The following is a 17,123-nucleotide window of genomic DNA, read 5'->3' as shown; positions in this document are numbered from 1 at the left end:
GGAAGCACCTTTGACCCCGGGAGTACGCTGGAAGCCCCAGTGGTCGGAGGAAAGCGTGGGTGGCTCGGGTATGGACATGATCTTCATGCTGATCTTCTTGGCCATCCTGCTGAGCGCGATCGGTGGCGGGATCACGCGAGGACGGCTCAACCGCATGGGTCCCGGCGGGCCACCGCCGTCGTCGCTGTACGGTCCGCAGCAACCGAGGATGCTGCAGGATCCCTACTCCCAGCAGGATCCCTTCGCACCGCATCGTGATCCCTTCGCCCAGTACAACCCCTACGGCATGCAGCAGATGGGCGGCTGGCAGGGCGCCCAGCAGATCGAGCAGCCGCTCAGCGATGCCTCCAAGGAAGCCGTCGACACCGACATCACCCGGTTCGGTGGGGAACTGCGTGATCTGGACCTCGACGTCGTCGGCCTCGAACTCAGCCCGGAGGCGCAGGCCGACTACACCAAGGCTCTGGACGCCTACGAGAACGCGAAGCAGTCACTTCGGAACGCGGAACTCGACTCCGACGCCACGCACATCACGCACATCCTCGAGGAGGGTCGCTACGCGATCGAGTGCGTGAAGGCCCGCGCCCATGGCCGGCCGCTGCCGGAGCGTCGGCCCCCTTGCTTCTTCAACCCGGCCCACGGGCCGTCCGTCGCCGACGTCGACTGGGCGCCCGACGGCGGGGTGGCACGCCGCGTCCCCGCTTGTGCCCTGGACGCCGCACGAGTGCAGTCCGGCGCCAACCCGCACATCCGCATGGTCCCGGTCATGAACGGCCAGCTGGTCCCCTACTGGGAGGACAGCCGCCAGGCGGCCTGGGCGCGCGGCTACTACGAGCCCTACGGCATGGATCCCGCCATCCGGCAGTTGACGCAGGGCGCCCTGATGATCGGCGGCTTCAGCCTGCTGATGGGGCTGTTCCACGACTGAGGCGGCCTCAGCTGGTCAGGACCTCAGGGGTGTGGTGGTGGAGCCGTCGAGCGGCCTCCGCGAGTGATCCGGACATGGATGGGTAGACGGTGAACGACGCACTGAACTTGTCCACGTCGATGCGCTGGCCGACCGCGATGGACACTGCGTGGATCAGCTCGGAAGCATAGGGTGCGACCACCACGCCGCCCACGATGATGCCGGTGGTGGGCAGGCAGAAGAGCTTCACGAAGCCGTCGGTGAAGCCCTGCATCTTGGCCCGGGCGTTCCCGCCGAGCGGAAGCAGCACCGAGGCCACCCGCATCTCCCCGGCGTCCACCTGCGCCTGCGTCACTCCCACCGTCGCGATCTCCGGTGACGTGAAGACGTTCGAGGAGACCTCGCGCAGGTCGAGCGGGGATACCGCATCCCCGAGGGCGTGCCACATCGCGATCCGGCCCTGCATCGCCGCCACCGAGGCGAGCGCGAACACGCCTGTCACGTCCCCGGCCGCATAGATGCTGCGGACGCTGGTGCGCGACACCCTGTCCACCTGCACGTGGCCCGACGGCGTCAGCTGCACTCCCGCCTCCTCGAGCCCGATTCCTGCGGTGTTGGGGATGGCGCCGACCGCCATCAGGCAGTGGGAACCGCGGACCACGCTTCCGTCGGTCAATGTGACCAGCACCCCGTCCCCCTCGGTGCGTGCGGCCTGGGCGCGGGACTCGCTCATGATCTCCATGCCGCGGTCCTTGAAGGCGCGCTGGAGGACGTTGGCGGCGTCCTGGTCCTCACCCGGCAGCACCTGGGTGCGTGACGAGACCAGCACGACGTCGACGCCGAGCGCGTCGTAGGCGGAGGCGAACTCGGCGCCCGTCACGCCCGAGCCGACGACGATCAGGCGTTCCGGCAGCTCCTCGAGGTCGTAGAGCTGCTTCCAGTTGAGAACGCGGACCCCGTCGCAGGGGGCTTCGGGGAGCTCGCGCGGCGTGGTGCCGGTGGCCAGGAGCACGATGTCGGCTTCGAGGATGCGCTCGCCCCCGTCGGCGGTGTCCGCGACCACCCGGTTGGGGCCGTCCAGCCGGGCGCTGCCCTTCATCAAGGTGACTCCCTCGCGCTGCAGGCGCGACAGGATGTCCTTGGACTGCGCCGTGGCGAGTTCACGCACGCGGCCGTTCAACTCGGCGAGGTCGACCTGGATGGCGCTCTGGAAGTCGTCGTCGCCCGCGAAGTGGAGGCCCAGCCCGGAGGCCTGGCGCATGGTGCTCATGACCTCGGCCGTGGCGATCAGCGTCTTGGAAGGCACGCAGTCGGTCAGGACGGCCGCGCCGCCAAGGCCGTCTCGCTCGATGAGCGAGACCTCACCCCCGAGCTGGCTGCCCACCAGCGCCGCCTCGTACCCGCCTGGACCGCCACCGATGATCACTACCTTCGTCACGCCTGTCATCTTGTCACAGGCACCCCGGCGGCTGTTGACCGATCCGCTGCGGAGGCTCACCGTTTCCCGGGACGGTCACCGCCCTCCCCTGCCTGCAGGGGACACGCTGGCAGAGCGCATCACCCGGTCCAACGAGTCCTTCGTGGCCACCTTCCGGCAATTCAGCCCACAACTGGTCACCGACCTGCTGTCGCACCTCGGCCCACAGCTCGACGCCCACTGGGCGGGCCAGTCCCTCGACGGCCCGGCCGACGCAGACGTCTCCTGGGCCGGCGAGGGCCGCTCACCACGGTGGATCGATCTGGCGCGCGAGTTCACCGAGAACTGGGTACACGAGCAGCAGATCCGGGAGACGGTCTCCCAGGGCGGCTCGGTGGAGTACGCCGACACCGTCGTGGACACGTTCGCACGCGCACTACCCCACACCCTGCGGGGGCTCGACCGGCCTGCCGGCACCCGGGCGCGACTCAGCGTCACCGGCCGGGCGGGAGGCACCTGGGACTGCGTGCGGAGCGACTCCGGTTGGGGGCTCGTGCCCGTCGAGGGCGCTCCCGATGCCGAGGTGGTAATGGACCAGGACACGTTCTGGCGGCTGGCCACCCGCATGATCTCCGTCGGAGACGCCCGGGCCCGCTCCCGGAGCGTCGGCGACGCCGAGATATCGGACGCGATGACCACCCTCCTGGCGATCGTGCGCTGAACCCTGCCTCCGCGTCCCGGGCAGTGTGCGAGTGCCCGCTCGGGTGCGGGCTCGGGATTCTGGGACGCCAAGTCGGCGTGTCGTGGAGGGCGGGCGTCCACGACACTCCGAGTTCGCGCTCGGCACCCGGCGAGGTGCTGACGCAACCAGCCGACGTGTTGTCCGGGCATGGGGATCTGTTGCCGACGGAGCAATCGGTGTTGTCTGACACCGTCAGGGACCTGTCGACGAACCCCCTCAAACCCGCCAATGGGTGACATGAGCCTCATTGACCCTGCCGCGCACGACGGCGGCGTACTCCGGATAGCGGACCACCCCGGCAAGCGCAGTGCTCTGTCGCGCCTGGTTGCGGAAGGGAGGCTCATCAAAGCCTTACCGGGGGTGTTGATGCACCCGGACCTCAACGACGACGCGGACGCGTGGCTCCGCGCGGTGCTGCTGTGGCAACCCAACGCCATCATCTCTGGCCGACTCGCAGCCAACTGGGGCATGGGCCTCACCCTCGACGTCGCCGAGGTCCTGGTGAGCGCCAAGACCCGGATGAAGAAGCGGGGACTGGTCCGGTTCCAGTACCTGAGCTTCCCTACCGAGCTCCTGGAGTGGGGCCCTGACGTCTGCTTCACGGGGGCCGAGGCGACCTGTCTGGCCGCAGGACTCGCGGGTGACTTCGATCCGGCGACGGCAGCCCTGCGAGGATCCCGAGTAACACCTGAGTCGCTGCTGACGACGGCCCGGCGTTGGCCCGGTCGACATCATTCCGAACGTCTGGAGCTGGCTCGTGAGTTGTCCCGGAATCCCTGGTCGGTGGCGGAACTGCAACTCCACCGGTTGCTGCGCGGGAGCGGCATCATCGGCTGGACCGGAAACCACGCGGTGACCGTGGCCGGGAACAGGTTCGTGATCGACGTGGCACTGCCGCGGATGAAGCTCGGCTTCGAGGTCAACAGCTTCGAGTTCCACAGCACCCGGGAGGCCATGGAGCGCGACAGCTCCCGCATGAACGCCCTCGCTGGCGCCGGCTGGACCGTCTACGTCCTGACACCGAGGCAGATCACCGAGGATCCGGACGAGACTGTGGAGTTCATCAGGTCCGTGGTCAACAAGCGTCACAAGAGAGGCCGCGGGGGCCATTCGGGATAGTTGTCTCAGGGGTGGGAATCTGGGACACGAACTCGGCGTGTCATGGACGGCCAGCGTCCACGACACGCCGAGTCAGTGTTCCCGGCTCGCCTGAGCCCAGGCACCCTCACAAGTAGGCTGTCGGTGTGAGCAGCGAAGCCATTGATCCAGCCCAGTCCGCAGCGACGGCCGCCCGACATCTCGCCGACAGTCTCGGAGTGCCGAGCATCGACGTCGCACTGGTACTCGGCTCCGGTTGGTCCTCGGGCGCCGACAGCCTTGGAGAGCCGCTCGGGGAGCTTGAACTCGCTGACGTCCCCGGCTTCAGCAAGCCTGTCGTGAGCGGTCACGGCGGCCAGCTTCGTGTGGTCCGGACCGCGGGCGGCAAGACCGCCGCCATCCTGACCGGCCGCACGCACCTCTACGAGGGCCGCGGCGTGGACCCAGTCGTGCACGGCGTCCGCACCGCCGCCGCTTGGGGTGCCAGGACCATGGTCCTCACCAACGGCTGCGGTGGGCTCAACCCGGCCTGGGCGCCCGGCACCGTCGTACTGATCGGTGATCACATCAACCTCACCGGCACCACCCCCCTGCGGGGTGCGACGTTCATCGACATGACGGAGGCCTACTCCGGGCGTCTTCGCGCGCTGGCGCAACGCATCGACCCACGCCTGCCCGAGGGCGTCTACGTCCAGTTCCGTGGCCCGCAGTACGAGACTCCCGCCGAGGTTCGGATGGCCGGCATCCTGGGGGGCGACCTGGTCGGCATGTCAACGACGCTGGAGACCATTGCCGCCCGGGAAGCGGGCATGGAGGTGCTCGGGCTCTCGCTGGTCACCAACGCCGCCGCAGGACTCGGCGAGGGGGATCTTGACCACGCCGAGGTCCTGCAGGCCGGGAGGGACGCCGGCCCACGCCTGGCGGAACTGCTCGCCGGCATCGTCGGCGCGCTCTGAGGGCCGGCCATGATCGACGCCGTACTCGCCACCGCCCGCGACTGGTTGGCCGACGACCCGGACCCGGACACCGTCGAGGAACTGCAGGGACTGCTGTCGGCCGCTGAAGGGGGCGACGACGTCGCGATCGCCGCGCTGCGGGCCGCGTTCGCCGGACCGCTGGAGTTCGGCACCGCGGGGTTGCGGGGCCGGATCGGTCCGGGACCCGCGCAGATGAACCGGGTGGTGGTGGGTCAGGCTGCCGCCGGTTTCGCCGCCTGGCTCACGCAGCAGGGCCTGGCCGGTGGCAAGGTGCTGATCGGCTACGACGCCCGACGCAAGTCCGACGAGTTCGCCCGCGAGACGGCCGAGATCTTCGCCGGTCAGGGTTTCGAGCCGGTACTCACCGCCGGTCCCATTCCCACCCCGGTCGTCGCGTTCGGCATCCGGCACCTCGGGTGTGTCGCCGGCGTGGTGGTCACAGCCTCCCACAACCCGCCCGAGGACAACGGCTACAAGGTCTACCTGGGTGACGGCTCGCAGATCATCCCGCCAGTCGACGGCGAGATCTCCGAGTGCATCCGCAAGGTCACTCCCGAGCTCCTGCGCGCCATGGAGCGAGAGGGCGACTACGCCACCATCGGAGCCGAACTCCTCGAGGCCTACGTCGCGCGGGCTGCCACGCTGGTACCCGGAAGTGCCCCCCGCGACGTGGTCTGGGTCCACACCGCGATGCATGGCGTCGGCGCGGGCCCAATGCGCGCCGTCGCCGCGGGGGCAGGGTTCCCCGCTCCTATCGAGGTGCCGGAGCAGTCCGCGCCCGACCCGCGCTTTCCCACCGTCTCCTTCCCGAACCCGGAGGAGAAGGGTGCGATCGACCTGGCACTGGCCCTCGCACAGGCCAGCGGCGCCGACGTCGTCATCGCCAATGACCCGGACGCGGACCGCTGCGCGGTTGCTGCCCCCGTCGACGGTGTCTGGCGCATGCTGACCGGCGACGAGCTCGGCGGGCTCCTGGGTGACTACGTCATCCGGCTGGGCAGGCCGGGACAGTTCGCCAACTCGGTGGTGTCCTCGACGCTCCTGCGAGACATGGCACTGGCCGCCGGGCGGCGCCACACCACCACCCTGACCGGCTTCAAGTGGATCGGTCGGGTCCCGGAACTGGCCTTCGGATATGAGGAAGCCATCGGCTACTGCTGCGACTCAGCGGCCGTCCCGGACAAGGACGGCCTCACCGCCGGCCTCCTCGTTCTCCGCCTCGTCGCTGAACTCAAGGCCCAGGGCCGCACCTTGGGCAACAGGCTGGACGAGATTGCCGCCACCCACGGGCTCCATGCCACCAGCCAGCTGTCGGTACGGGTGACGGAGCTGTCGGAGATCACCGACGCGATGGCGAGCCTGCGCGCTGATCCCCCCACACATCTGCTTGGCCGGCGCGTTGGCGTCGCAGATCTCCTGACCGGGACCGACGACCTGCCCGCCACCGACGCCGTCGAGTTCACCGGCGAGCGGATCCACGTCGTCGCGCGCCCGTCGGGCACCGAGCCGAAACTCAAGGTCTACCTCGAGGTGGTGCTCACGCCAGAGGAATCCAGCGATGCCGCAGCGGCTCGTGCCCGCGCCGCGGCCGAGCTGGACGAGCTCCGTTCAGAGTTGGCCACGGCACTGGGCATCTGATCGCAGCCGCTGTTGCCGCGGCCGGTACGCTGGAGTCATGCGAGCATGGCGTGCTGTCCTGGTTTCCGTTGTCGTGAGCCTCTTCGGACTGCTGGCGGTGGCCGCCCCAGCCGCTGCCGAGGACGGCGCCCCTTACACGCAGTTCCACACCACCGTGGACCTCTCGGCCGACGGGGTCGCCTCCATCACCATGGAGATGACCCTCGACTTCGGGCAGGTGAGCGGCCGGGGGCCCCTGATCGCCCTCACGGAGCGACAGGCCGACGGCCAGAACCCCGACGAGTGGTTCTCGTTCCCCATCTCCAACATCAACGTCACCTCGCCCACGGGCGCCCGGACGGAGACGCTGGTGGAGCGGGATTCGGGTCAGGTCGTGATCCGGGTCGGCGAGGAGGACGTGGTCTACCGCCAGCCCCAGTCCTACGTGCTCACCTACGACGTGGAAGGGCTGATCGTCTCCGACCACCCGGAATCCGGGCTCGATGAGTTCAACTGGAACCCCATCTCGAGCGCGATGGCGAGCCGCATGAGCGACGTCCAGTTCACGGTCAATGGCCCCGCCGACATCTCCCGGACCGCCTGCTTCTACGGTCCCAGCTACGCCAGCGAGTGCACCAACAGCTCTGACGGCCCGACTGCCACCTACTCGATCCCGGAACTCTCGGCCGGCTCCCCCGTCCAGATCGTCGCCGGATTCCCGGCCGGCACCTTCGGAGGTGTCGAGCAGATCAAGACCCGACGCGTCACCGTCGGCAACATGTTCGAGGTCAACGCCGGGACCGGGATCGCGGCGGGCGTGCTGGGGCTGGGTGCCATCGTCGCGTTGGTCGGCATCCACCGTCGCCACGCCCGCGACGACGTGTTCCTCGGCCTGACTCCCGGTCTGGCTCCCAAGCCGGGCGACGAGGCGCTGATCGGCAAGAAAGCCGGACGTCAGAACGTGGCCGTCGCGTTCCGCCCGCCGAAGGGCGCGCGTCCCGGCGAGATCGGGACGTTGATGGACACGACAGCAGACAGCATCGACGTCTCGGCCACTCTCATCGACCTCGCGGTCCGGGGACACGTGCGGATAGCGACCGTCGACGAACGCGGTTCGGACCATGTCATCACCCGGGAACGCGGCGGCAAGGACGAGCTGGTGTCGTACGAGAGCAAGCTGCTGTCCGCGATCTTCAAGCGCGGCGACACCGTGCGCATCTCCGACCTGGCCGACGCCGACTACCACGAGGTCCAGCCGAAGACCAAGGAGCGCCTCTACAAGCGCGTCGTCGAACTGGGCTGGTTCAAGAAGAACCCGAACACCGCGCAACTTGCACCGATCGCGATCGGGGTCGGGCTGCTCGTCGTGGCCGTCCTGGTGGCCCTCGGGCTCGGTCAGATCGGCTGGGGTCTGCTGGCTGTGCCGATCGCCGTCCTCGGTCTGGGACTCATCGTGATGTCCGGCAAGTTCCGCACGCGTTCGGCGAAGGGATCCGCCGTCCTGGCGGAGGCGAAGGGCTTCGAGCTGTACCTGCGCACCGCGGAGGCGGACCAGATCAAGTTCGAGGAGGGCATCGACGTCTTCAGCCGCTACCTCCCCTACGCGATGATCTTCGGCGTTGCAGACCGCTGGGCCAAGATCTTCGCGGAACTCGGCGCACGCGGCATCTACGAGCCCGACCTGGGCTGGTACTACGGCGCCAACCTGTACAACTACTCGCTGTTCACCATGGGCCTGAACAACTTCGGGCACGACTTCAACAACGCCATGAGCCAGGCGATGAGCGCCAACATGCAGGCCCAGATGGAGTCCATGGGCTCCTCCGGCGGTTCGGGCTTCTCCGGCGGCGGTGGCTTCTCCGGAGGTGGCGGCAGCTTCGGCTCCTGGTGACGCTCCCGTGGCCTGAGGCCGCACCCGTCGCCCTGAGGCTGTCGAAGGGCTAGTCGAGGCAGAACTCGTTGCCCTCCGGGTCCGCCATCACGATGAAGCCGTGGCTCAGCGGTGGCGCGGGCTCGAACCTGCGCAGTCGCGTGGCGCCGAGCGCGAGCAGCCGCTCACACTCAGCCTCCAGGATGGCCATGCGCTCGTCGCCCTCGAGGCCCACGGCATTGCGGACGTCGATGTGCAACCGGTTCTTGGCGGTCTTGGGTTCGGGGACCCGCTGGATGAAGATCCGCGGCCCGACGCCGTCGGGATCAACGAGCGCGAACGCCGAGTCCCACTCCGACTCCGGGACGTCCGATGCGGCCAGGGCATCCATCCACGCCGCCACGGTCTCCTCGACGCCTCCCAGCTTGCCTCCGGGCGGCGGGTCGACTGAGTAGCCGAGGACCTCGGCCCAGAAGAGCCCCAGTGCGCGGGGCGATAGCGCGTCGAACGTCAGTTGGATCTGCTTGGCCATCATCGGTCAACAGTTGCACAAACCGTCGAACGTATCAGGCGTCCCGCACGATCGGTGCCCAGCTGGGGCCGGTCTCGGCCAGCAACTCGTCGACCTTCGTGAACAGCGGCGACGGCTTCCCCAGCGGCGTACCGGCGACCAGGGGGATGGACTCCCAGCGCGCGAGTTCGTCGGCGTAGTTGCCGGTGAGGACGGGGTACTGGAAATCGCCCTCGGAGACCTCCACGAGCTCCGGGAGGGCTGCCCATGTGCCGGCGTTGCCCAGCGCGAGGTGGATCTTCTGCGCCGCGTGCGGCATGAAGGGCGTGAGCAGGGTGTTGCAGTCGCTGACCACCTGCAGGGCGACGTGCAGCACGGTGTCGCGCCGGTCCGGGCGCTCCTTCAGCTTCCACGGCTCCTGGTCGGAGAGGTACTTGTTGGCCAGCCCGACGATGCGCATCGCCTCGGTGATGCCCAGCTTGAACCGACGGGCGCCGAGGTGCTCACCGACGACGTCGAAGGCCCGGCGGGACTCGGCCAGCAGCGCCTCGTCCTCCGTCGTGAACTCGCCCGCCGCCGGAATCGCCCCGTTGTTCTTGTGTGCCATGGAGATGGAGCGGTTCACGAGGTTGCCCCACTCGTTGGCCAGTTCGAAGTTGATGCGGCGGACGAACTCCTCCCACGTGAAGTCGGTGTCCTGGTTCTCCGGTCCGGCGACGGCGATGTAGTAGCGAAGAGCGTCCGGCCCGAACTCGGCGAGGAAGTCCCCGACGAAGATCGACGCTCCGCGCGAGCTGGCGACCTTCGAGCCCTTCATGGTCAGGAACTCAGACGACACCACCTCCGTCGGGAGCTGGAGTTCCCCCAGTGCCTCGTGCACGTCGCCACCCACGGCACCCTGACCGTTGGCGCCGAGCAGGATGCTCGGCCAGATCACCGAGTGGAAGACGATGTTGTCCTTGCCCATGAAGTAGAACGACTTGGCGGTCTCCTCGTTCCACCACTTGCGCCAAGCCTCCGGGTCTCCGGTGCGGCGCGCCCATTCGATGGAGGCCGACAGATATCCGATGACAGCGTCGAACCAGACGTAGATCCGCTTCATCGGGGCGTCGCGCCACCCGTCGAGGGGGACCGGCACACCCCAGTCCAGGTCCCGGGTGATGGCCCGCGGCCTGAGGTCGGCCAGCAGGTTGTGGCTGAACTTCAGGACGTTCGGCCGCCAGTCCTTGCGTCCCTCCAGCCACTCCCCCAGCTTCTCGGCCGTCTTGGGGAGGTCCAGGAAGAAGTGCTCGGTCTCGACGAACTTGGGGATCTCGCCGTTGGTGCGGGAACGGGGGTTGATCAGGTCTGCGGGATCCAGCTGGTTGCCACAGTTGTCGCACTGGTCGCCACGGGCACCGTCGAAGCCGCAGATGGGACAGGTGCCCTCGATGTAGCGGTCCGGGAGGGTGCGGCCCGTCGACGGCGAGATGGCCCCCATCTGGGTCTTGGCGACGATGTAGCCGTTCTCGTACAGCGCCGAGAACACCTCCTGCACCACGCGGTAGTGGTTGGGGGTGGTGGTGCGGGTGTAGAGGTCGTAGGACAGTCCGAGTCCCTGCAGGTCCGTGGCGATGATGCGGTGGTACTTGTCGGCGCACTCACGGGCAGTGAGCCCCTCCTGCTCCGCCTTGACCTGGATCGCGGTGCCGTGCTCGTCGGTACCGGAGACCATCAGGACGTCATGGCCGCTCATCCGCATGAATCGGGAGAACACGTCGGAGGGCACACCGAAGCCCGAGACGTGCCCGATGTGACGGGGGCCATTGGCGTAGGGCCAGGCGACGGCAGCAAGAACATCAGCACACATGGGCGTCATCCTAGCGTCCGCCGTCCCTGGCGCTCTCCGCGGGCTTTCCCCAGCCCGGGCCGTCAGTCCCGCCCTGACGGCCCGGTCAGGGCTGGTCAGTCCCAGCTGAGACTGGAGCCGGTCTGGTACTCGATGACCCGGGACTCGAAGAAGTTCTTCTCCTTGCCCAGGTCCATGGCCTCCGACATCCAGCCGAACGGGTTCTCGACCGGCCCGAACACCGGAGCCAGCCCAAGTTGCACACACCGCCGGTTGGTGATGAATCGCAGGTACTGGGCGCAGCTCTCGGCACTGAGGCCGAGCATTCCCCGCGGCATGGTGTCGTGGGCGTAGGCGACCTCCAGCTCACACGCCTCCGCCAGCATGCCGCGCACCTCGGCCTGGAACGCCTCGGTCCACAGCTGCGGGTTCTCGGCCTTGATCTGGTTGATGGTGTCGATGCCGAAGTTCAGGTGGATCGATTCGTCGCGCAGGATGTACTGGTACTGCTCGGCTACGCCGACCAGCTTGTTGCGGCGCCCGAGCGAGAGGATCTGCGCGAAGCCGGTGTAGAACCACATGCCCTCGAACACGACGTAGAAGGCGATCAGGTCTCGCAGGAAGGCCCGGTCCTTCTCGGGCGTCCCCGTCGTGAACCCCGGATCCTCGAGGTGCTGGGTGTAGCGCAGCGCCCAGGAGTCCTTGTCGCTGATGGAGGGGATCTCGCGGTACATGTTGAACAGTTCGCCCTCGTCGAGGCCGAGACTCTCGCAGATGTACTGGAAGGTGTGGGTGTGGACCGCCTCCTCGAACGCCTGCCGCAACAGGTACTGCCGGCATTCCGGGTTGGTGAGGTGCCGGTAGACAGCCAGGACGATGTTGTTGGCGACGAGCGACTCGGCGGTGGCGAAGAATCCCAGATTCCGCTTCACCATGAGCCGTTCATCATCGGTGAGACCGTCGGTGCTTCGCCACAGCAGGATGTCGGCCTGCATCGAGATCTCGGTGGGCATCCAGTGGTTGTTGCAACCGGCCAGGTACTTCTCCCACGCCCAGCCGTATTTCATCGGCAGCAGCTGGTTGACGTCGGCGCGGGAATTGATCATCGACTTCTCGCTGACCTGCACGCGGCCGCCGCGCAGGTCCGGGCTGAGGCCGCTTCCGGTGAGGTTCTCAAGGGGCGTGCTGTTCACTGGCAGGCCTCGCATTCGGGATCGATGACTGCGCACGGTTGGGGCGCCCCGTCGGGCTGGACAAGGGACGGAATCGCGCCCAGCAGGGTCGCACTCGGGACTTCGACGGCGTTCAGGCGGCCGTCGGTGCCGGCCAGCGTGGACTTCTCGACGTGGGTCCTGGCCTGGGAGCGCAGGTAGTAGGTGGTCTTGCATCCGCTTCGCCACGCCAATCGGTACATCTCGTCGAGCTTGCGCCCATCGGGTTCAGCCACGTAGAGGTTCAGCGACTGCGCCTGGTCGAGCCACTTCTGACGCCGCGAGGCAGCCCGGATGAGCCAGCTCGGGTCGATCTCGAAGGCAGTGGCGAACAGTTGCTTCACGTCGTCCGGCACGCGATCGATCGGTCCGAGGACGCCGTCGAAGTACTTCAGGTCCTGTGCCATGACCTCATCCCAGAGACCGCGTTCGGCCAGGACCTCGACCAGTTGGCCGTTGAGGACAGTGAAGTCGCCCGACATGTTGGTCTTGACGTAGAGATTTCGGTAGAAGGGCTCGATGGATTGCGCGACTCCGACGATGTTGCTGATGGTCGCCGTCGGCGCGATGGCCAGCAGCAGGGAGTTGCGCATCCCGGCGCGGACCCGCTGCCGCAAGCCAGCCCAGTCCAGCCGGGTCGACGTGCCCTGCCCAAGGTCTCCCTGACGCTCCTGCGCGAGCATCCGGACCGAGTCGATCGGCAGGATCCCGCGCGACCAGAGGGATCCCTCGAACGAACCGTATGCCCCCCGCTCCTCGGCAAGCTGCGCCGACGCCGTGATCGCGGCGTGGCTGATCAGTTCCATCGACTCGTCGGCGAACTCGACCGCTGCCTCGCTGGCATAACCGATTCCCAGCTTCACGAGCGCGTCGGCGAAACCCATGAGTCCCAGACCGACGGGACGGTGTCGCTGGTTGGCCCGCTCGGCCTTGTCGACGGTGTAGAGGTTCAGGTCGATCACGTTGTCGAGCATCCGCACCGCGGTCGCGATGGTGCCCCGGAGCCGCTCGACGTCGATCCCGGACCGTGTGACGTGCGCCGCGAGGTTGACCGAGCCGAGATTGCAAACCGCGATCTCGTCCGCGGAGGTGTTCAGGGTGATCTCCGTGCACAGGTTCGAGGAGTGCACCACTCCGACGTGCTGCTGGGCGGAGCGGATGTTGCACGGGTCCTTGAACGTGATCCACGGGTGCCCGGTCTCGAACAGCATGGTCAGCATCCGCCGCCACAGGTCGACGGCGCGCACGCTCCTGTGGACCTTCAGGCGCCCAGCTTCCGCGTCGGCCTCGTAGCCCTCGTACAACTCCCGGAACCGCGAGCCGTAGGCGTCGTGGAGGCCGGGCACCTCGTCGGGTGAGAACAGCGTCCAGACACCGTCGGACTCAACTCGTTCGAGGAACAGGTCCGGCACCCAGTGCGCAGTGAACATGTCATGGGTGCGCCGTCGCTCGTCACCGGTGTTCTTGCGGAGTTCGCAGAACTCCTCGATGTCGATGTGCCAGGTCTCCAGGTAGGCGCAGACGGCACCCTTGCGCTTGCCGCCCTGGTTGACTGCCACGGCGGTGTCGTTGGCGATCTTCAGGAACGGCACCACTCCGGCGGAGCGTCCGTTGGTCCCGTGGATGTGGGCCCCGAGCCCACGCACGGGCGTCCAGTCGTTGCCCAGGCCGCCGGAGAACTTCGCGAGCATGGCGTTGTCGTGGATCGCGTCGAAGATGCCCGACAGGTCGTCGCCGACGGTGGTGAGGAAGCACGACGACAACTGCGGCCGGACGGTGCCCGAGTTGAACAGCGTGGGGGTGGAGCACATGAAGCCGAAGCCAGACAGCAATCGGTAGAACTCGATCGCCCGGTCCTCTTTGGCATCCTCGTTCAGCGCCAGACCCATGGCCACCCGCATGAAGAACGTCTGCGGCAGTTCGTAGCGACGCCCATCCTCGTGGAGGAAGTAGCGATCAGCCAGCGTCTGCAGCCCCAGGTAGGTGAACGCGAGGTCACGTTCGGGGTCGATCGCCGCTCCCAGCTTCGCGAGGTCGAACTCCGCCAACCGCGGGTCGAGTCGCCCAACCTCGATCCCGAACGCCACGTACTGCTTGAGGTGGTTCGGGTAGAGGTCCGCCATCTCCTCGGCCGTCGCAGTCGTGGTCTCGCCCGAGAGCAGGGTCAGCACTTCCGACCGCAGGCCGTCCAGCAGCAACCTGGCGCTGACTACGGAGTAGTCGGGGTGGCGCTCGACCAGGCCCCGCGCCGCCAACACGGGCGCGATCGAGAGTTCCTCGGACGGCAGCTCGTCGTACAGCGCTTCCGCAGTCTGCTGGAGCACCAGTTCAGGATCGACGCGCGCGAGCCCGTCGCACGCCTCCGCGATCACCCGCATCAATCGCAGGCCGTCGAGCGGCTGAAGCCCGTCAGGGGTCCGTACCCGGAGGCCAGCGAGGCGGGAGGGGACCTCGGGCGTCGCGGTGGCACCCTCCCTGATGCGGGCGTGCTCCTCGCGGTAGAGGACGTAGGCCCGGGCCACCTTGTGCTCCCCGGACCGCATCAGCGCCAGTTCCACCTGGTCCTGGATCTCCTCCACATGGACGCTCCGTCCACTCCCGTAGCGGCGAGTGAGAGCGGCCAGCACCTGAGCGGTCAGGGTCTCCACCAGGTGTCGCACTCGCGACGACTGAGCGGCCGCCTGGCCGTCCACCCCGATGAACGCCTTCGCGATGGCGACCGAGATCTTCTCGGTCTCGAACGCGACGACGGCGCCCTCCCGTTTGACGACGGCGAAGGCGTGCGGGGCTGTTGTGGGCGGTTGGGTGGGCAACGCATGGTTGAGCGTCGTGGTCATGTTTCTCCCTCGAGTCCTGTCGCAGCGACGGGGAGGAAAACGAGGCGGACCCATCCCGGCAGGTGCGCCGGGATCCCGCGACGTCGTCGGCCCTCCCACGAGGCCGCGAACACTTCCGGGCACGGTCGCGCCCGGGCCGAGGCAGGTCTTCGGACTCACGGGCGAGGCTCCTGGAGAGCCGTCTACTGGTCGACGCTTCCCGGACTCTGTCCAGTGCTTTACCACCAGGCGGGCCTGGTGGTGACGACGGTCGTTCCCGTTCACCGCTGCGGGGCAGTCCCGGATTCGCACCGGGTTCCCTGTTTCCTCCCGGGGGCCTCGCGACCACCGGGAACCTTCAGCGCCATGAACACTACATGTTGAACTGTTAGACGACTTGGACCACAACATGGTGTGTCGTTGAGGTTCTCCGCAAGGCATGCACGAAGACGAAATCGCCCGCCCCCGAAGGGAGCGGGCGATGTGTTCGAGACTGCTGGTGGCTAGTGGCGCGGCAGGACCGTGAGCACTCGTTCGATGTGCTCGCGGAACTCGCCCATGAAGCCCGTCAGGATTCCCTTGAGGCCGTCGTCGTTGACCTCGCCGTCGGGCCCGTAGGCGTCGGCGTTGAAGTGGATGTAGGCCTCGGGAGCGGTCATCTGGCGGGCGTTGCAGAACGCCATCACTGCGCGCAGGCTCTGCTGTGCAACGGCCGTGCCGATCGACCCGATGGACGCCCCGATGATGGCGGTGGGCATGTGGTCGAAGGAGTTCTGACCCCAGGGCCGCGACGCCCAGTCGATGGCGTTCTTCAGCGCACCGGGGATGGAACGGTTGTACTCGGGCGTGACGAACAGCACGGCCTGCACCCCTGCGATGGCATCCTTCAGCGCCTTGCCCTCTGGCGGGTAGTCGGCGTCGTAGTCCGGGGAGTAGAGCGGCAGGTCCTTGATGGGGATCTCGACGAACTCGAGATCATCGGGGGCGCACTTGATGAGCGCCTTCGAGAGCGTGCGGTTGATCGACGTGGAGGACAGGCTGCCAACGAAGTAGCCCACTTTGTACGTGGTCATGCGTGTTTCCCTTCTCCTGGCTACCGGGCCGTCCTTGGTCCGGAAGGACGAGTCTAACTCCGTCAGGGATCCAGAACCGAGGGACGGGAAACCTGCATCCGGCGGCTTCAGACCCCGTTGGACTCCCCCACTACCGGGGTGACCTGCGCGAACCGCAACTTCCAGCCCGACGGCGTCTTCTGCCACAGCGAGAACCGCAGCCTCGCCCTGTCAGCCCCTTGGATCCACCGCATCCCGACGAGGCCCTCACCATAGGCGTCGATCGCCAGCACCTCGAAGTCCGGGGACGTCGGCTCCCAGGGGCCGTACTCGCGGGTGACCACCTGGCCGTCGACGCTGTGGGCGACGAAGTCCGGATGCAGCAGCTCCGCCAGCCTCGCGGCGTCGGTTCGTACCTGGTCCGAGAGCAGTTCACGGGTCAGTTGCAGGAGGGCGGTCCGGACTCGTGGGCTCGCGGTGCCGGGAGTCGGGGCAGCGCCAGTCTGGTCACCTGATTGGTCCGGGACAGGTTCGGTCAAGCTGAAGAGGGCGGGAGCCTCCTCGATGGTGTTGGGCTCGAACAGCCTCCCCCGCGCGGTCGCCGTCGCCTTCGGAAAGCCGGGTCCCGGGTTCGGGGCGCGCCCCTGCTGGAACGCGGTGGCGGCAGCCCGCGCGCGTTCGTCGGCGGCCTCGTTCATCGCGTGCCCGGCGTGGCCCTTCACCCATTCGAACTGGACTTCACGGCCCTGGAGGGCCTTGTCCAGTTCCTTCATGAGTTCCACGTTGATGACTGGCTTCCCGTCCCCCTTCTTCCAACCCCGGCGCTTCCACCCCGGCATCCATTTGGTGAGGGAGTTGATGACGTACTGGGAGTCGCAGAGGATCCGTAGTGGCTCGCCGGTGTGGGCAGTGGACTGCAGGAGGTCCAGGACCGCCATGAGTTCGCCCATGTTGTTCGTGCCGTGCGGCCAGCCGCCAGCTGCCCAGATGTCGTCACTGATGTACCAGGCCCATCCGGCAGGACCGGGGTTTGACAGGGCCGAGCCGTCGGCGGCAGCAATGATCACGGGTGAGATG

General features: G+C 67.6%; 13 protein-coding genes and 1 riboswitch. Of the genes, 6 read left to right on the top strand and 7 right to left on the bottom strand.

Annotated elements, in window-relative coordinates:
- The first annotated feature begins 76 nt into the window (after positions 1 to 76).
- A complete protein-coding gene (locus LKO27_RS02710) occupies positions 77 to 928 on the top strand; it encodes a hypothetical protein (protein ID WP_227735353.1) in 852 nt (283 codons plus the stop codon).
- 7 nt (positions 929 to 935) lie between these two features.
- On the opposite strand, the gene LKO27_RS02705 is transcribed toward LKO27_RS02710, so the two are convergent.
- Positions 936 to 2,345 (bottom strand): NAD(P)H-quinone dehydrogenase, encoded by a 1,410-nt coding sequence (locus tag LKO27_RS02705; protein ID WP_227735352.1) that lies wholly within the window; start codon positions 2,343 to 2,345, stop codon positions 936 to 938.
- Here LKO27_RS02705 and LKO27_RS02700 point away from each other — a divergent pair.
- The 5 genes from LKO27_RS02700 (at position 2,326) to LKO27_RS02680 (ending at position 8,649) form a co-directional block, all read left to right on the top strand.
- Positions 2,326 to 3,045: a hypothetical protein gene (locus LKO27_RS02700; protein WP_227735351.1), complete on the top strand. Its 720-nt coding sequence runs from the start codon at positions 2,326 to 2,328 to the stop codon at positions 3,043 to 3,045. The genes LKO27_RS02705 and LKO27_RS02700 overlap by 20 nt on opposite strands.
- A 258-nt stretch (positions 3,046 to 3,303) precedes the next feature.
- Positions 3,304 to 4,185, top strand: coding sequence for a DUF559 domain-containing protein (locus LKO27_RS02695; RefSeq protein WP_227735350.1), 882 nt, complete (start codon positions 3,304 to 3,306; stop codon positions 4,183 to 4,185).
- 125 nt (positions 4,186 to 4,310) lie between these two features.
- The gene (locus tag LKO27_RS02690) at positions 4,311 to 5,120 is read left to right on the top strand and encodes a purine-nucleoside phosphorylase (protein ID WP_370629937.1); all 810 of its coding nucleotides are present in this window, start codon (positions 4,311 to 4,313) and stop codon (positions 5,118 to 5,120) included.
- A gap of 9 nt (positions 5,121 to 5,129) precedes the next feature.
- Positions 5,130 to 6,779 carry a phospho-sugar mutase gene (locus tag LKO27_RS02685; protein WP_227735349.1) on the top strand — a complete coding sequence of 550 codons (1,650 nt, stop codon included), beginning with the start codon at positions 5,130 to 5,132 and terminating at the stop codon, positions 6,777 to 6,779.
- Between the two features lie 37 nt (positions 6,780 to 6,816).
- Positions 6,817 to 8,649, top strand: coding sequence for a DUF2207 domain-containing protein (locus LKO27_RS02680; protein WP_227735348.1), 1,833 nt, complete (start codon positions 6,817 to 6,819; stop codon positions 8,647 to 8,649).
- Between the two features lie 49 nt (positions 8,650 to 8,698).
- On the opposite strand, the gene LKO27_RS02675 is transcribed toward LKO27_RS02680, so the two are convergent.
- The 6 genes from LKO27_RS02675 to LKO27_RS02650 all read right to left on the bottom strand — a co-directional run bounded on the left by LKO27_RS02675 (position 8,699) and on the right by LKO27_RS02650 (position 17,113).
- Positions 8,699 to 9,160, bottom strand: a complete 462-nt coding sequence (locus LKO27_RS02675) for a VOC family protein (RefSeq protein WP_304650895.1) — start codon at positions 9,158 to 9,160, stop codon at positions 8,699 to 8,701.
- Positions 9,161 to 9,194: 34 nt separating this feature from the next.
- Complete coding sequence (gene metG / locus LKO27_RS02670; protein ID WP_227735346.1) at positions 9,195 to 10,988, bottom strand: methionine--tRNA ligase; 1,794 nt, start codon at positions 10,986 to 10,988, stop codon at positions 9,195 to 9,197.
- Between the two features lie 95 nt (positions 10,989 to 11,083).
- Positions 11,084 to 12,109: a ribonucleotide-diphosphate reductase subunit beta gene (locus LKO27_RS02665; protein ID WP_255622047.1), complete on the bottom strand. Its 1,026-nt coding sequence runs from the start codon at positions 12,107 to 12,109 to the stop codon at positions 11,084 to 11,086.
- 47 nt (positions 12,110 to 12,156) lie between these two features.
- On the bottom strand, positions 12,157 to 15,015 hold the full coding sequence (locus LKO27_RS02660) for a ribonucleoside-diphosphate reductase subunit alpha (RefSeq protein WP_227735344.1): 2,859 nt from the start codon (positions 15,013 to 15,015) through the stop codon (positions 12,157 to 12,159).
- A 122-nt stretch (positions 15,016 to 15,137) separates the two neighbouring features.
- A riboswitch (cobalamin riboswitch) is annotated at positions 15,138 to 15,369 on the bottom strand.
- Positions 15,370 to 15,497: 128 nt separating this feature from the next.
- Complete coding sequence (locus LKO27_RS02655; protein ID WP_227735343.1) at positions 15,498 to 16,067, bottom strand: NADPH-dependent FMN reductase; 570 nt, start codon at positions 16,065 to 16,067, stop codon at positions 15,498 to 15,500.
- Between the two features lie 107 nt (positions 16,068 to 16,174).
- Positions 16,175 to 17,113, bottom strand: coding sequence for a ribonuclease HI family protein (locus LKO27_RS02650; RefSeq protein WP_227735342.1), 939 nt, complete (start codon positions 17,111 to 17,113; stop codon positions 16,175 to 16,177).
- Positions 17,114 to 17,123: the final 10 nt, after the last annotated feature.

Source organism: Tessaracoccus sp. OS52 (assembly GCF_020687685.1).
GTDB lineage: Bacteria > Actinomycetota > Actinomycetes > Propionibacteriales > Propionibacteriaceae > Arachnia.
The sequence above is the reverse complement of the archived record's forward strand: the minus strand, read 5'-3'. Positions and strand labels throughout refer to the sequence as shown.

Bases quoted from the DNA above. Each gene is read 5' to 3' on its own strand.
- LKO27_RS02685 (WP_227735349.1), top strand. From the start codon at position 5,130: ATGATCGACGCCGTACTCGCCACCGCCCGCGACTGGTTGGCCGACGAC.
- LKO27_RS02700 (WP_227735351.1), top strand. From the start codon at position 2,326: ATGATCACTACCTTCGTCACGCCTGTCATCTTGTCACAGGCACCCCGG.
- LKO27_RS02710 (WP_227735353.1), top strand. From the start codon at position 77: ATGATCTTCATGCTGATCTTCTTGGCCATCCTGCTGAGCGCGATCGGT.
- LKO27_RS02675 (WP_304650895.1), bottom strand. From the start codon at position 9,160: ATGGCCAAGCAGATCCAACTGACGTTCGACGCGCTATCGCCCCGCGCA.
- metG (WP_227735346.1), bottom strand. From the start codon at position 10,988: ATGTGTGCTGATGTTCTTGCTGCCGTCGCCTGGCCCTACGCCAATGGC.
- LKO27_RS02660 (WP_227735344.1), bottom strand. From the start codon at position 15,015: ATGACCACGACGCTCAACCATGCGTTGCCCACCCAACCGCCCACAACA.
- LKO27_RS02695 (WP_227735350.1), top strand. From the start codon at position 3,304: ATGAGCCTCATTGACCCTGCCGCGCACGACGGCGGCGTACTCCGGATA.
- LKO27_RS02655 (WP_227735343.1), bottom strand. From the start codon at position 16,067: ATGACCACGTACAAAGTGGGCTACTTCGTTGGCAGCCTGTCCTCCACG.
- LKO27_RS02680 (WP_227735348.1), top strand. From the start codon at position 6,817: ATGCGAGCATGGCGTGCTGTCCTGGTTTCCGTTGTCGTGAGCCTCTTC.